Genomic DNA, 16123 nt, shown 5'->3' with positions numbered 1-16123 from the left:
TCTTCTGTTTTTATGACTGCTCTGCATGATTTCTGTGCGAATGAGCCAAAACATCGCGACAGTCGCCAAGGTCTCGCGCAAGCGCGGACTTTGGCTCGTTGTTCGCGTAAGTAAAAGCTCCGGTAAAGAAAGGCATCAACACTTTCTGCCTTTTTACCGGAGCTTCTCCATTTATTCGCCAAATCTCAATACAGGCTCTTTTTCTATTGGATCATACAGACCCCGCCTATGCATAAAAATCCGCCTTTTATTTTTCCAGACCTTCAAAATAGGCTCTCAGCTCGTCTACAAGCTCACCGAACTCTTTTCCGGTCTCATCAAGCGTGATATCCGCATATTTCTCATAGTACGGAAGGCGCTCATTGTAGAGATCCCTGAGTGTCATTCCGTCTTTTAAGACAACCCCGCGATCCACAAGATTTCCGAGACGTGATTCCAGATCTTCGTAATTTAATTTCAGATACACGATCGTTGCGGTCTCTTTATAGTGCTCCATGGCTTTCGCCTCATAGATCACACTGCCGCCCGGCGCGATGACAGACTTTTCGACATCCAGATCAAGGTTCGCCTGCTCCTCAACGCGAAGGAAACCGTCATCTCCTTCTTCCGCGATGATCTCCTTCAAAAGTTTTCCGGTCTTCTCCTGGATCACAAGATCCACATCCACGAAGGAATAGCCAAGGCGCTTTGCAAGCAGCACGCCGATGGTGCTCTTTCCGGATGCCGGCATTCCGATCATCAGAATATTTTTCTTCTTCATCACTAAAGTCCTTTCTGCTGTCACACATCCTGTCATTTTTCCGGTTCACGCATCATGATCCGATCACCAGATCTTTACTGTCTGCGCGGTTTTCCGGCTCCTGATCCGGCCTTCCGTCCTGGATTTCCGATGTTTTTCCTTTCGGACGAGGTCTTTTTTCCGGTTTCCGGTGTCTTTCCTCCGGCCTTATTTCCGGCTTTCCTGCGCGGCTGCAGTTCTTTTTCCGCAGTCTTCTTTCCCGTTTCCGGCGCTTTTCTTCCAGCCTGTTTTCCTGCGGTCTTTCCGATCAGAATCTTCTTTTTCTCCGCCTTTCTCACGCTGTAGCCGAAGCTTCCCAGCTCCTCGCCCATCCCGTAATATCTTCCATGGGAATAGGCAAGCGGCTTTGCCATAGAGAGATGGAACGTATCTTTCTCATCCATGTACGCTTCGTCCACATCCACCGCCACAACATCAGCGATAAACATGTGATGGCTTCCGAGCTCCTCGACTTTCACAACACGGCACTCAATGTTTACCGGGCTTTCTTTGATCACCGGCACATTGACAACATTTGCCTTCTCCGGCGTCAGTCCCGTGTCTTTCCACTTATCTGTATCGCGCCCGGAGCGCACGCCGCAGTAATCGGTCGCCCACACCATGGACTCGGTCGTCAAATTGACCACGAACTCTCCGGTCTCTCTGATCATATGGTAAGAGTGGCGTTCCGGCCGAACGCTGATCGACAGCATCGGCGGGTTTGTGCAGATGGTTCCCGCCCATGCCACCGTAAAAATATTCGAATTTCCTTCCCGGTCGGCCGCTGTCACAAGGACCGCCGGAACCGGATAGAGCATATTTCCTGGTTTAAACTGTCGTTTTTCCATTTGCAGATCCCGCCTTTATTCAACTTTTACTGCTGCAATGCCATCATGATCTGCGGTGCAAGCTGTTTCTTTCTGGAAACAACGCCCGGCAGCTTCACGATTCCGGTCTGCGCACTCACATTTTCCACATCCTCATCTGCCACATGGAACGCTGTGGTGATCAGCTGCTCCGCGCCCTGTCCGGTGCAGATCAGATCTGTGGACTCGGTCAGGATGTTGGTGAGCATGAAGAACATCATGTCGATCTCATGCTGCTCTCGTTCTTTTTCCGTGTATACGGACATTCTTGATCTCAGATCCTTCAGCTCCACTGCGTTTAAGGATGTGATCTGTCCAATTCCGAATACGGAATTTCCTACCGTAAAGCGCTTGAAATCCTGATAGAAGATATCGCCGTCAGACTTTCCTTTCAGGTTGCTTCCCGCAGAGAACATGTCGATCGCATACTTTTCAATGTCAAGTCCGGCGATCTGTGCAAGTGCAAGGCCGGCTGCCTTATCGACTGCTGTACAGGTCGGGGAACGGAATAACAATGTATCGGAAATGATCGCACTGCATAACAGACCTGCAGTTGTCTTATCGATCTCCATATGATTTTCCTGATACATCTGATAGATGATGGTCGCGGTACAGCCTAACGGCTGGTTTCTGAAGAATACCGGGGACATGGTCTCAACTGTTCCGAGACGATGATGGTCGATGATCTCACGGATATCGGCGCTCTCCATACCTTCTACCGCCTGACTCTTCTCATTGTGGTCCACAAGGATGATGCTCTTTCCCTTTGCACCTAAGAGGTTACGTCTGGAAATCATACCGATATACTTTCCATCAGAATCCAGGACCGGGAAATCACGGTGTCTCTTGCTCGCCATGATCTCGCGGATATCGTCGAGATAATCTTCCTCGGAGAACTCGATGATATTCTCTTTCGTCATGAAATAGCTGATCGGCATGGACTGGTTGATCAGACGGGCGGTCGTGTATGTGTCATACGGTGTCGTGATGACCGCGCAGCCGCGCTCCTGTGCCAGTTTGCGGATCGTTAAGGAAACGCCCGCACCCTCACAAACGATGATACAGCCTGCCTCCATCTCGATCGCGCAGAGCTGGGACTCATAACGGTTTCCGAGGATGACAAGGTCATGTTTCTCGATGTAGTTTTCCATCAGATCCGGGTTTGCAGCCGCGATCAGGACTTTTCCCTGATCAAAATATGTTTCGGAGTCGCCGACTACCATGCTGCCTTCCAGCGTATCCAGGATGTTCGCATATTTTGTGCATGCTTTGGAAATGATGCTGCTGTCATATAAGTTCATGTAGGACTTGGTGATATCGCCGATAGTGATAACGCCCTCCAGGAGACCTTCCTCCGTCACACACGGAAGTGTTACGACGTTGTTCTCCTGCATGAGTCCCCATGCATTCTTTAATGAAATTCCGCGGGATACGCCTTTTGTCTTGCGGATCTCGATATCCTTGACCTGCGTCTTTACGTTCTCGACAAGGCGCGGCGCCTTTAAATTAAAATAATCCAGTACATACTGTGTCTCCGGGTTTACATTTCCGGCACGGCACGGCTCATAGTTCTCGCCGGTAAGCTGATGCTTGAAACCTGCATAGCAGATGGCTGAGCAGATGGAATCCGTATCCGGATTTCTGTGTCCAAGGACAAGTGTTTTTTTCAGTCCCTCAACTGCCATTGATCTTCTCCTCTCCATTCCATGCGCATATCCCCAGAAAGTTTCTCTGTCGCATTCCTTTCGCAGGTTTTCCCTTTATATCCTTTTCTGGAGCTTTATGCGTTTTTCTCAGACGCACAAATGAGAATGTGTTACAATAACTTCATAGTGCGTTCATAATTTATTCATATTTGTTTTTTATACTTATTGCATAAACAAAAAGTCATTCGACTTTGCTAACTAGACAAATTGCACATAGATTTTTCATAATTGCCCCGGTTGTCGCGACCGGGGTCTCCTCATGTTTAGGGATTTTATATGTCCGTTTATGGCGGACATTTTTCTTTATCTCCCATACAGTCAAGGCCTATGCACATCAGGCACGCTTCGTATCCTTTTCCGGCAGTAAAAAGGGAGCCCGTTTTACCGGACTCTCTCTTCTTTTATCCGAGGATCAGCTTCGCAGCTCCGTAGATCCCGGCATCGTTTCCAAGCTTTGCAAGGACGATGTCCGCTTTCTTTGTCGCCATCGGAGATAATTCATCGTGATATTTCTTGATCATGTCAGTCAGAAATGTCCCGGCTTTGGAAACGCCGCCTCCAATAATATAAGCCTGCGGATCCAGGACCATGGACAGTGTTGCAAGGACCCAGCCAAGATAATAGCAGGACTTGTTGAGGGAATCGAGCGCAAGCTCATCCCCCGCTTTTGCTGCATCCAGCACATTCTTCGCGCTGATATTCTTTAAGCTTCTGAGGCTGGATGGACGGCTGTCCGCCGCCAGCATTCTTCTTGCAGTTCTCGCGATCCCTGTCGCGGAAGCAACCTGCTCCAGGCAGCCATGGCCGCCGCAGTTGCAGGCCTCTTTCTCGCCTTCCATCACATGGATATGACCGATCTCGCCGCCAACGCCCTGCTCGCCGGTCCAGATCTTTTCGTTCAGGATAATGCCGCCGCCGACACCTGTTCCGAGTGTCACCATGACGAGGTTCTTATATCCTTTTCCGCCGCCCTGCCACATCTCACCGAGAGCCGCCACGTTTGCGTCGTTACCGCTCTTTACAGGCATTCCGTCCAGCAGTCTGCTTAATTCCTGCTGCGGATTTCCGGCTTTCCAGCCAAGGTTTACACACACTTCGCAGTGTCCGTCCGGAAGAACCGGTCCCGGGAATCCCATTCCCGCGCCGGAAAAATCAGAGAGTTCAAGTCTGCTCTCCTTCACTGTTCTGCGGATCGAAGCCGCAATATCGCCCAGGATGTACTTTCCGTCCTCTTCTTTTCTTGTCGGGACCTCCCATTTTTTTACAAGAGTCCCATCTTCCTCAAAGATACCAAGCTTCACGCTTGTTCCGCCGATATCGATCCCAATACACTTTAAGCTCATGTGTGTTCCCCTTTTTCCTGAATCTGCCGGATCCATTTCAAACACGTTTTCAGATCCCGCGTGCCCTTAAAACCGTGTCAGTTCAGCCATGCTGCCTTCCGATGTGGATCGCTGCATGACTGAACCGTCACGTTCGGGTTATTTAGAACAGTGTCTTTACTGTATTTACAACGTTCTCAACTGTAAATCCGAATTTCTCGAACAGCTTCGCTGCCGGGCCGCTTGCGCCAAAGGACTTCATTGTCACATAAGCGCCGTCGAGGCCGACATACTTGCCCCAGCCGAAGTCGGAAAGTGCCTCAACGACAACTCTCTTTCTGACCTCTTTCGGAAGTACGGACTCTTTATACTCCGCACTCTGCTCCTCAAAGATATCCATACACGGCATGGATACGACACGGATCTTCTTTCCTTCGTTTGCAAGCTCTGCTTTTGCCTTGACCGCAAGATCAACCTCAGAACCGCTTGCGATGAGGATCGCATCCGGTGTTCCTTCGCAGTCGTCGATGACATAGCCGCCCTTTAACGCTTCCTTGCTGCTTCCCGGGATCGGATTGAGATTCTGTCTGGAAAGAACAAGCGCTGTCGGTGTCTTTTTGGATGTTGCTGCGGAGAGCCATGCTGCAGATGTCTCTGTCGCGTCACACGGACGGAATACATGGAAGTTCGGCATTGCGCGGAACATTGCAAGCTGCTCGATCGGCTCGTGGGTCGGTCCGTCCTCACCAACTCCGATGCTGTCGTGAGTCAGAACGAAGGTCAGCGGAACTCCCATCAGAGCGGAAAGTCTTGCCATCGGTTTTACATAATCACTGAATACGAAGAATGTCGCAACGTAAGCGCGGAGACCGCCGTGAAGCATGATGCCGTTTCCGATCGCTGTCATCGCAAGCTCTCTTACGCCGAAGTGAAGGTTTCTGCCTGCCGGATTCTCTGCGGAGAAATCTCCTGCATCCTTCATTGCTGTCTTGTTCGACGGTGCGAGGTCAGCGGAACCGCCGATCATGTTCGGCATAACATCCTTTAAGATGTTGATCATCTTGCCGGACAGGGAACGTGTTGCCTCTGCCTTGTCTTTTGTGAGCCAGAGTGCCTCGTTCTCGATCAGTGCCTTCGCATCCGGAGCTGTATGGTACTGCTCCCAGAGCTTCTCCATCTCCGGGTACTCATCACAGTATGCAGCGAACATTGCGTTCCACTCTGCCTCTGTGTCTGCTTTTTCCTCTGCAAGACGGGAATAATGCTCATAAACCTCTTCCGGTACGAAGAACGGCTCCTCATACTTCCAGCCGAGGTTCTCTCTCATTGCCTTGATATTGTCAACACCTAACGGCTCGCCGTGCGCGCTGGCTTTTCCCTGTTTTGCCGGGCAGCCGAAGCCGATCTCTGTCTTGATCGTGATGAAGGACGGATGCTCCGTATCAGCCTTTGCAACTTCGATCGCAGCGCCGATCGCATCGATATCTGTTCCGTCTTCGACTGTGATCGTCTGGAAGCCGAATGCTTTCATGCGCTCTTCCACGTTCTCGCGGAATGCGATGTCCGTGCTTCCTTCGATGGAAATACGGTTGGAGTCGTAGAGAACGATGAGTTTTCCAAGTCCAAGTGTACCTGCAAGGGAGAATGCTTCAGAGGAGATTCCCTCCATCATGCATCCGTCTCCGCCGAGTACATATGTGAAGTGATCGACAACCGGATAGTTTTCCTTGTTGAATACAGCTGCCAGATGTTTCTCAGCCATCGCCATACCAACTGCCATTCCCATACCTGCGCCGAGCGGTCCTGTTGTCGCCTCAACGCCTACGGTGTGACCGTATTCCGGATGTCCCGGAGTCAGGGAACCAACCTGACGGAAGTTCATTAAATCTTCCTTTGTCAGACCATAGCCGAACAGATGAAGCAGGGAATATAACAGCATGGAGCCATGGCCGCCGGATAAGATAAAACGGTCACGGTTCGCCCACTCCGGATTTGCCGGATTGTGGTTCATATGGTGTGCCCAGAGCTCATAAGCAGCCGGTGCGCTGCCAAGCGGAAGTCCCGGATGTCCGGAATTTGCCTTCTGGATCGCATCTGCGGATAAAATTCTGATGGAATTGATCGCCAGATTGTCGATTGTGTTCATTGTTTCATTCCTCCTGATAATCCATAAGTGTTGGGAACTGTTGAAGTTTCACAGTTCCATTTACCTTAAATTAATCTCTTTCATCACCTCGCTGCCTGCGGTGATCAGAGAATTGGTACGATTTTTTCCAGCCCTGACGAGCGATACAGAATAATCGAACTGTCCGTTAAACTTTTCGTGCCCGTCCAGGTTGTAGACCCTGCATGATTCCTCATTATACAGGATAAGCCTGTCCCCGTCAATGAGAGCGCCCGTGTAGGCGTAGTCGAAATCAATGCTTGTAACTTTCTTTCCATCCGTGTTGTATACATCAAGCCGGTACGGACTTCCGGATGTGCTGTCAACAATGACAGCCGCGTATTTATCCGAGTAGCAGATACTTCGGATCTCTTCTTCTACCGGAACATAGATCACATTTGTGTCCGGTATCACATTTTTTACAGAGATAAAGGTCAGTCCTTTATCGGAAAAGGCACAGACGGTCTGGTCATTTAAGTATCGGACGCGCCCCACCATCTTATCATCAAATTCTTCCTCAAACGCGGCGATGAAACGGTTGTTGACATTCTTTCCGATCTCAGAGAAATCGTAGAACGCGACCTTGTTCTTTAACGCGCCGTTTTTCATGTACATGATGGACATGACGATCTGTTTTCCGTCGGGGGAAAGTGCGATGTCCACCGGATAACCGTCACCGGAAAGGAGCATCTTGATGTTGATCCCGAGCGACTCGCCGTCCTTCTTGAAGTAGAATATGTAGCTCGCCGTGCTGTCCTCGACTACGGCCGCCGCAACGCCGCGGGCCGATACCGCCGCTTTCGTGATCGGAAGCTGTGTCTTCGCGGTTCCGGTACATCCCTCTTTGTTGCAGATGTACATCTCATTTCCCTGCTGATCCGCGATCACGGCATAATCCCCGTTGATATTGATAATCGGGGTCTTCATCTCATAGCTCTGTGTCCAGATCGTCTTGCCGGAGGCATCAATGTAGGAAGCACCGTCTTTTGTGTACTTGATCATATTGTCGCCGAACACGGCAAATCGGATAAAACTGCTGTCGCTGACTGTCTTTGAGACTTCGGCCGCGGAAGTTGCCGCAGAGTCGGAGTTTCCGGTGTCCGTACCGGCAGCGCTTTCTGCCGCAGCGGTCTCATCGGTCCCATCTGTTCCCTCATCGGCCGCCGCACTTGTTTCCGGCGCCTGTGTTTCTTTATCCGCGTTGGACGTATCAGTATACCGCATGGAGCGCTCCCACTGAACACTGTAGCTGGTATATTCATACTCATTCATATATCTGTATCCGGTAAATCCCAATGCTGCAAGGAAACATGCGGCTGCAACTGCGATGATCCGCTTTTTCTTTTTATATCTGGCAAGCCGTTCGTCATCCATCGGTTCATCCGATACGGCGTCCGGCATCTGTACGATATTTTGTCTGAGCTGCCTCTTTTTGTTCTCTCTGTCCATAGATTGCATATCACTCATAAAAAATCTCCTGAAAAATGGACATATATAGATTAGTATACACCATTTTCAGGAGATGCGCATTAAATTCTTTGTTTTTATTCCAGTTCATTCCGGCAGGCGGAAATACCCGATTTCTATGGCAGAACCAGCTTCTGCCCCGCTACGATATGGTTCACATCGTCCAGGTGATTGAGCGCGCAGATTTCGGACAACCGCTTTAAATTTCCGTACTCTTTCCAGCAGATCCCATATAACGTCTCACCGTCACCGATTTCATAGATCCGATAGCCGTTCGCGGCCGCGGCGGCGTAGTCCACCGGCTCTTTTCCCTGACCGGATGCGTCGCCCTGTCCTTCCTCTTTTCCCATACCGACACGTGGCGAGGTCGGAGCTTCAGCACTGGTGGGTGGAACTGCTTCCTCCACGGCTCCGGACGCTGCAGCGGTCTCGGTCCCGTCAGTACCGGGCTTTCCTGTTGAAGCAGCTGTATCTGGATTGTCTGGCTGGCTTGAAGCAGCGGATTGCCCCAACACGCCGGTTGTCTCCGGATTTCCTGTACTCTCTGATACTTCTGAAGATTTGCTGTTCGTGCCTGCCTCTGTCGCTTCCATCGTCTCCGCCGCGTAACTTTCCCCGGTCTCCCTGCTCTCATCCGTCGGAAATACATTTCCCGGCCGCTCTTCAATGACAAAATCCGGTTCCTGATTCAGCTTGTCCAGATAATCGCTCCAGTTTGCCGTCCCGGCAGGCACCACGGAAGTCAGCACCGTCTCCATCTGCCGCATCTTGTGATAATTATTGACGAGCACAACACCTCCTGCCAGGACCGCCACCGTGAGGACTCCGCACGCCGTCCCCAGGATCCCGGACATATGCCGCCCTGCGTCCGCCTGTTCTTTCCTGACCGTCATCCGCTGCCGGAAATCTTTGATGACCTTCTCATGCGAGCCGGATTCCACCCGGCGCACGTCTTTCCTGGTCACCATGTAATCCTGCATCATCTGATTTCTCTCGTAATAGATGCAATGTCCTTTCAGCCGGTAAAAGCCGTCCTCCGAAGTGATATAGACTGCTTCCTCACCTTCCAGACCATGATTTAAATACATCAGCTTGTTTTTCCCATTAAAGTACTGGTTGTGCAGTTTCCAGTAATTCAGGGGACTCAGCTGGCTCGACGGAGTGCCGCAGATAAACCATCCCTGAACGGTCCGCTTCGGAAACGACTCCTCGATCCCACGATACGCCTTTTTCCAGGCATTTTCGGAAAATTCCACCTTCTCCCCGGATACTTCCACGTCCTCCATCTCGATGGCGCCATCGATAAAGATATACGGAGTCCCGTCATAGTTTTCCGTATTTCCCAGCAAAAGTCCCACACGCAGCGTCTGATTTCCTGCCGGATACAGGCGTTTCAAATATGTATTTACATAGTCCTCCACATACAGCCGGACCACCTGGTCCGTATCACCGATCTGGCGGATATTTTTCGGAAGTTTCGGAAACGGATTGTATAATTCTCCCATGCTGCCACCTCGTTCTATCTTCAGGCAGCCGGCATGTCCAGACAGCGGCCGGCCGCCTCTTTATTTACGCGAACCACGTAAACGCGCTTCGTCGAATTCTTTCCGAAGTATAGCATGGGAGATCTGCAAAACATGTCAAAACGGCACAGTCTGACCGGAAAAGTTTTCGACACGTCTCCCGATGATCCGCAATCCAAGGCAGATGCTGCGGCTGATGCAGTCCGCAAGCCGCATGACCTGGGACAGGCGTATGCTCTGTAAAAATAATGGGTCTCCGCTCTCCGCCCCGCCGACGATCCCGGTGATGGAAATGTCGCCAACGGCGGTAAGTTCCTTTCGCACGCCGAGTCCCGGACGCAGCGGCCCTTTTTCCAGCGTCACAAGCCCCACATGATCCCAACGGCCCACGGCGGCGTCCACAGCTACAATGATCGCATCCGGGTAATGTTCTTCCATCTCCTCGATCGTCCGGTCAAGGTTCACCGCATGGACCGGATGTTCCAGCGTCCCGATCACCGTCACATCGCCGGTCACCTCCGCCGCCAGCTTTGAACCGATGAGCGGTCCCAGACTGTCCCCCGTGGACCGGTCTGTCCCGATGCATAAAAATACGATCCTGCGGCGCCCGGATGCCCGCATCTCATTCATCAGAAGAAGCAGAAGTCTCGCCGCAAATTTCTCCGCCTCAAATCCCGCTTCCGTATCATAATAAGTGATCTTCCGCCTCCCGAATCTCATCGTGAACACTCCGTTTCCTGGTTGGTTTCTATGAGACATTATAGGCGGGATTCAAGCAATTTATACATGTCAAAAAAGGACCAGGTATCTCAGATACCCGATCCTTCATAACATCCCATATTTAATTTAATACTCAAAATGCATCATATCTGCTCTGCTGGCTCCGATCCCCCATCTCCATCCATGTTTTCCAAATGCTTTCACAACATCACTGTCACGACCAATAGAATACGGATTTACGCCCGGCTCCCACTTTTTTCCGACAAGTACAGTCGTACCGTCTGTATCGATCTGCGGATTCGCGTCCGGATTGATATCAATGGCCAGCCCAAAGCTATGTTTACTTTTCACACCGTTGCTTCTCCAGTTATATCCACCGACACTCTCAATCGGGAACTTCTCCGGTCCATTATAGATTTCTGCAAAAATCTCTTTTACGTCGTTTGCAATAGAACTCAAAACCTGTACATGGGCGGTTCCGGCAACTTTCTGATTATTCTTCAATCTCCAGACAGGAATCTCTACACTGACCATCTCCATGGATGCCGTGGCATCATTTGGATTTGTTGAGATCCGTTCAACCTGTTCTTTTACTTTTGTCTCCAGATCTGTACTATGAGCGCCCAGAATAAAGTATTTTTCGTAATAACGATACTGCGCTATGTCTATTTCGCTTAATCCATCTGCTTTCAAATACCATTCCGGGTCATTACTGTAGCTATTGTTAGAATTCTTCTGATTTTCTGAACTGCTGCCGTTCCCTGACGTACTGTTCTTTGTCTCGCCGCCGGCTTTCTGCTTTACCTCGCCTCCAACGACCCAGGCACCGATCCTGTTTACCTGGTAACCATCCGGTGTGGTGGTATTTCTAAGAACATATCCGTTGGAGTCAAAGTAAAAGCTCTCCGCCATTCCATCATTATCGGTATCGATCCATGCCCATCTTCCCTTGGGATATGTTCCATCGTCAAACTGATACCACATTCCGTTTGCATCCGATTTCCATGTCCCGGCAAACGATGCGAACGGCATCGCCATGCAAAATACAGCGGCAGCAAGCGCAAGTTTTATTCCATACTTTGTCATCTTTTGTCCCTTTCCCTGTAATTCTGTCCTTTTTGTAACTGCTCAGTATTTCCTGACCATATTTTATTGCGGCCAGTGCATCAGCTGTTATTTTGCCGTATCTCCCTGACTCTTATAGACCGAGATCGCATCACTGATATTGGATGCCGCACCGCTTCTCACGATATCCGCAAGCGCCGCGAGTTTCTCCGGCGTCATATATTCTTTTCCTATATAAACCTCGTAGTGATCCGTAATGAACAATGCTTTTTCCTTCGCAGCCGTCCGCGTACTACGAAGTTTTTCTGCCAGAGAAGAAAGCTCGTCCTCCATCCGGTTGATCTCCTCTTTGTTGTTTGCCGTGATCTCATCAGAGATGATCGTCCGTGTCACGGTATCGAAGGTCGTAAGTGCTTCCTTCTTTTTCCGGTTGATCTCCGCCGCATCCTGGTCGAGCTGGGCGATCTCATCGTCAAATTTCTGGAGATTGTAGACCGTCTCGTTCTTATCCCGTCGGATCGTCTTCGCGATGACCTTCATCTCTTTTTTATTCGCGCGGATCTTCGCCCGGATCCCAAGTCCTTCTTTCAGCACTTCCATATAGCGCACCTTGGTCATGTTTCCGATCGTTACATAGATCCCGCCAAAGATCAGGATCGCCGCCACATAGATTCCCACGAGATACATAGTCCGTCTCTCCGGGATCAGGAAATATGCTCCGCACGGGATCGCGAGGAAGCAGGTCATGATCGTCATGAGAAGTGCCAGAAAATCCTTAAATGTTCTCGTAAAATAGAGCGCGTAATAGTAACTTCCACGGCAGAATCCCGGAACATGGTTTGCTTTAAACAAAGTTTTCATCTGGTCCGCAAGTTCTTTATTTTCCCGCACAAGCCCCCTGGTATCTTCCTCGATCCGCTCTTTGACACCCTGGTTTTTCGCTTTTTCACGCTTCGCTCTTACTTTTTTCAGGCGATCCTGCACCTTCCCGAGCTCCGCATCGTAGCTTTTTGTGATCTCCTCTTTCCGCTGCTTCACCGTCTGGCTGATGGTTTCTGTAACAGAACGCTGTTTTCCCTTGAGGGAACTCTCTAACTTCTTCTCATCCGCTTCGAGCTGCTCCACCTCTGTATTCAGAGCTTCCAGTTCCTCAACTGCCTGTCCTGCGCTGGCAAAAAAGGCAGCATGATCTGTAATTGGCTGTCCCATCTTTTGTCCTCCTGGCTTTGGTTCAAGTATGTCATCAAATGTCCATATAGGTATAGATTACTACAATTTTTCAGGCGATACAAGGCATTTTCAGTAAAATTCGCATGTCCGTCCCGTGTGATGCCAAAACGTGCTTTTGTAATTTCAAAAATGCGCTGCCGCTGTTCACGTGGCTTTACTTTCTTAAAAAAATCCGTTATACTGTTTTTCAAATCATGACCGTGAACGAAAAAGAATGGAGGACTGTTTTATGTTCCGAATCTGGGGAAAAATATGGAAAGATAATCATCTGATCAAAGATATGGTGTCCTGCAACAACGACTATTCCATGTCGAGAACCGCCATGGTATTTCAGGCTCTGGATGAGATCTGTCACGAATTCGACTTAAGCCAGCCGATCTGGCTCGATTCCAATATCCGCGATTTTCAGCTGCATGATAAGACGCGGTTTACAAAAGACAGTTTTATCGAATCCATCGACTTTGATTATCTGGAGTTTCAGGTGATCGAGGAGTGATCAAAAAACGACTGATCTGCCCGTTGTGTCATTTCTGCCCTGACACATGGAGATCAGCCGTTTTTATTTTATCGTTTCTCATCCTATCCGGCAACATTTTGCCGAATACGTCTAATATTATATTTCTTTATTATAATCTCTTGAGAAGCGCCTCTCTTGCCTCCTCATAACCCGGTTTTCCGAGCAGCGCGAACATGTTCTTCTTATAGCTCTCAACACCCGGCTGGTTGAACGGGTTGACTCCGAGAATGTAGCCGCTGACGCCGCATGCGAACTCGAAGAAGTAAAACAGCTGACCAAGGCTGTAAGCATCCTGCGCCGGGATCTTTACCATAAGGTTCGGCACACTGCCGTCTGTATGCGCAAGGATTGTTCCGTTCATGGCACTCTTATTTACAAAATCAACGGTCTTTCCTGCCAGATAGTTCATGCTGTCTGTATCGACGTCCTCTTTCTGGAGAACAATCTCCGCCGGGGATTCTTCCACGTTCAGAACTGTCTCAAACATGATGCGGGCACCATCCTGGATGAACTGCCCCATAGAGTGAAGGTCTGTTGTCAGATCTACGGCTGCCGGGAAGATACCTCTCTGGTCTTTTCCTTCGCTCTCGCCGAAGAGCTGTTTCCACCACTCAGATACATAATGAAGGCTCGGTTCGTAGTTTGCTACGATCTCCACCTGTTTTCCTTTTCTTAACAGGATATTGCGGACTGCGGCATATAAAAGAGCCGGGTTCTTCTCATATTCTGTCTCAAGAGCAACCTTTCTCGCATCTGCTGCCCCCGTCATCAGGGCATCGATATCCGCACCGCTGACTGCGATCGGTAAAAGACCTACGGCTGTGAGCACGGAGAAACGTCCTCCAACGTCATCCGGAACAACGAAGCTCTCGTATCCCTCTTCGTTTGCCAGATTCTTTAAAGCTCCCTTTGCCTTGTCTGTGGTCGCATAGATCCTCTTGTTGGCCTCTTCCTTACCATACTTGCTGATCAGCATTTCCTTGAATACGCGGAATGCGATCGCCGGTTCTGTTGTCGTACCGGACTTGGATATAATATTAATGGAGAAATCTTTTCCTTCCAGTACATCCTGAAGATCATGAATGTATTTGCTGCTGATGCTGTTTCCTACGAAATAGATCTCCGGAGTTTTTCTCTTTCCCTTCGGCAGCACATTGTAGAAGCTGTGGGATAAGAATTCGATCGCAGCGCGGGCACCGAGATAAGATCCGCCGATACCGATCACAAGAAGTACATCTGAATCGTTCTGAATCTTCTCTGCCGCTTTCTTGATCCTTGCAAACTCCTCTTTATCATAATCAACCGGGAGGTCGATCCATCCAAGATAATCATTGCCTGCACCGGATTTTGCTGTCAGGACATCTTTTGCACCCATAACGATGCTCTTCATGTTCTTCATTTCCTCTTCACTGATAAATCCGGCTGTCTTGGAATAATCAAATACGATTTCTTTACCCATAACCCTGTCTCCTTTTCTTGTGTGAAATTCACAATCTCTGTCCGTTATTATACCACTTCGTGAAACCCTTGACAATGCTTCGCATTCTAAATCAGTGTGTTAAATAATGTTTTCAGCAGCGCCATTTCTTCCGCCGGGATCGAGTTCCGTATCAGCTCAAGATCATCCGGCATTTTCTGACTTTCTCCCGGCTGTTCCCGGCTTGCGGCGATCTGCCTCAGGCTTTCGCTCAGGTGGTTGATGCTCTGGGCAAGTTCCGTCTCACTCGTCAATACCTTTCCACCCGTCCCCATGCTTTTTGAGCCGGCATCCCGGGCATTCTGGCCCGTGCTTCTATTATAGTCGGTTTTTCCTGTTGGCTTTTTTGATGAACTGCCGATACTATTTCCATTTACGGCCGGACCGGTTCCATTCCCTTCAGACACAGATGTTTTTCCGTCCAGCCGCGACAGCTTCACGGCATCCCCGGTTCTTGTAAGGTTTTCATTTTCCAGATTCTCTGTTTCATCGCTTTCATCAGAAATCTGTGCGTCTTTTTTCCTTCTGAGAACAGAAAAACGTCCATTTCCTCTGCCATTTCTCACACTTTCCTGAGTTCTCCCATAGCCTGTACCATTGTCGGAAAAATCTCCAGCCGGAGAAGCTCCCACCGCCTTTTTCCGCTCCTGTCCGGCATAAACGATGTTATCCACACTTTTATAGAAATGCGGTGAGTTTTCCACATAATCCACCAAATGATCCGCAAGCTGTTTCCGTTTCATTCCCGTCCCGATCCAATTGTCCACAAATGCAAGAAACAATCCGCTAAAGACGCCTGCCGCACCATATAATACGATGTAGGAATTGTCACATCGATACCAGTATGCGCCAAATGCCGTTACTCCTCCGACCATAAAGCAGAGGATCATCGCCTGCACGGACAGTTTGTCCCAGCCATCGAGACTTACATGGAGGAATCGGAATCCGTAGAGCTGTTTTTCTATGTATGCGTTTACATTTCGGATCCCGTGGTTGATAAGGAACACATTTTCCATGCGCTGTTTCAGCGTCTTTAAGTTCTTATCTTTCGTCAGCGCCATATTTCCGGTTTCTTTGATCAATCTTTTGTAGAGGCTTCCTGTTGCGAGCTTGCTGAGTGTCCCGAGCGCACAGATTGCCGCCAGAACATAGAGCATTCTCCCTGTCTGTAAAAATTCCAGCATAATCAGTTCCCCTTTCTCCGTCCGGATCATTCCAGATGATGCCACTAATTATAGCGGGCTAGAATGATTTTGAGAAGATTGAGAACGGAAGAATCGTTCGTCAA

At 49.6% G+C, this 16123-nt stretch carries 13 protein-coding genes; 1 reads left to right on the top strand and 12 read right to left on the bottom strand.

Going from position 1 to position 16123, the window contains the following annotated elements:
• Positions 1-247: 247 nt before the first annotated feature.
• From V2546_RS07275 to V2546_RS07230, 10 genes are all read right to left on the bottom strand, one after another.
• On the bottom strand, positions 248-760 hold the full coding sequence (locus V2546_RS07275; protein WP_118297709.1) for a shikimate kinase: 513 nt from the start codon (positions 758-760) through the stop codon (positions 248-250).
• A 74-nt stretch (positions 761-834) separates the two neighbouring features.
• Positions 835-1626, bottom strand: coding sequence for a flavin reductase (locus V2546_RS07270; protein ID WP_329751949.1), 792 nt, complete (start codon positions 1624-1626; stop codon positions 835-837).
• Between the two features lie 26 nt (positions 1627-1652).
• Complete coding sequence (locus tag V2546_RS07265) at positions 1653-3329, bottom strand: putative manganese-dependent inorganic diphosphatase (protein ID WP_118531439.1); 1677 nt, start codon at positions 3327-3329, stop codon at positions 1653-1655.
• Positions 3330-3751: 422 nt separating this feature from the next.
• Positions 3752-4693 (bottom strand): ROK family glucokinase, encoded by a 942-nt coding sequence (locus tag V2546_RS07260; protein WP_118297710.1) that lies wholly within the window; start codon positions 4691-4693, stop codon positions 3752-3754.
• Between the two features lie 142 nt (positions 4694-4835).
• Positions 4836-6818: a transketolase gene (gene tkt / locus V2546_RS07255; protein ID WP_118531437.1), complete on the bottom strand. Its 1983-nt coding sequence runs from the start codon at positions 6816-6818 to the stop codon at positions 4836-4838.
• A gap of 60 nt (positions 6819-6878) precedes the next feature.
• Positions 6879-8303, bottom strand: a complete 1425-nt coding sequence (locus V2546_RS07250; protein ID WP_329751948.1) for a DUF5711 family protein — start codon at positions 8301-8303, stop codon at positions 6879-6881.
• 116 nt (positions 8304-8419) lie between these two features.
• Complete coding sequence (locus V2546_RS07245) at positions 8420-9808, bottom strand: LysM domain-containing protein (RefSeq protein WP_329751947.1); 1389 nt, start codon at positions 9806-9808, stop codon at positions 8420-8422.
• Between the two features lie 135 nt (positions 9809-9943).
• The gene (gene yyaC, locus V2546_RS07240) at positions 9944-10546 is read right to left on the bottom strand and encodes a spore protease YyaC (protein WP_215701907.1); all 603 of its coding nucleotides are present in this window, start codon (positions 10544-10546) and stop codon (positions 9944-9946) included.
• A 126-nt stretch (positions 10547-10672) separates the two neighbouring features.
• Positions 10673-11632: a M15 family metallopeptidase gene (locus tag V2546_RS07235; protein ID WP_329751946.1), complete on the bottom strand. Its 960-nt coding sequence runs from the start codon at positions 11630-11632 to the stop codon at positions 10673-10675.
• Positions 11633-11719: 87 nt separating this feature from the next.
• A complete protein-coding gene (locus V2546_RS07230) occupies positions 11720-12820 on the bottom strand; it encodes a hypothetical protein (RefSeq protein WP_329751945.1) in 1101 nt (366 codons plus the stop codon).
• A gap of 250 nt (positions 12821-13070) precedes the next feature.
• Between V2546_RS07230 and V2546_RS07225 the strand changes: the two genes are divergently transcribed.
• Entirely contained in the window at positions 13071-13337 is a 267-nt protein-coding gene (locus V2546_RS07225; RefSeq protein ID WP_118297578.1) for a hypothetical protein, read from the top strand.
• A gap of 130 nt (positions 13338-13467) precedes the next feature.
• Here V2546_RS07225 and V2546_RS07220 read toward each other — a convergent pair whose 3' ends face one another.
• Positions 13468-14817, bottom strand: a complete 1350-nt coding sequence (locus V2546_RS07220; protein WP_329751944.1) for a glucose-6-phosphate isomerase — start codon at positions 14815-14817, stop codon at positions 13468-13470.
• An 86-nt stretch (positions 14818-14903) separates the two neighbouring features.
• Positions 14904-16019 (bottom strand): hypothetical protein, encoded by a 1116-nt coding sequence (locus V2546_RS07215; protein ID WP_329751943.1) that lies wholly within the window; start codon positions 16017-16019, stop codon positions 14904-14906.
• Positions 16020-16123 lie beyond the last annotated feature (104 nt).

This window comes from Clostridium sp. CM74B_53 (assembly GCF_036318045.1).
Lineage (GTDB): Bacteria > Bacillota > Clostridia > Lachnospirales > Lachnospiraceae > Pilosibacter.
The sequence above is the reverse complement of the archived record's forward strand: the minus strand, read 5'-3'. Positions and strand labels throughout refer to the sequence as shown.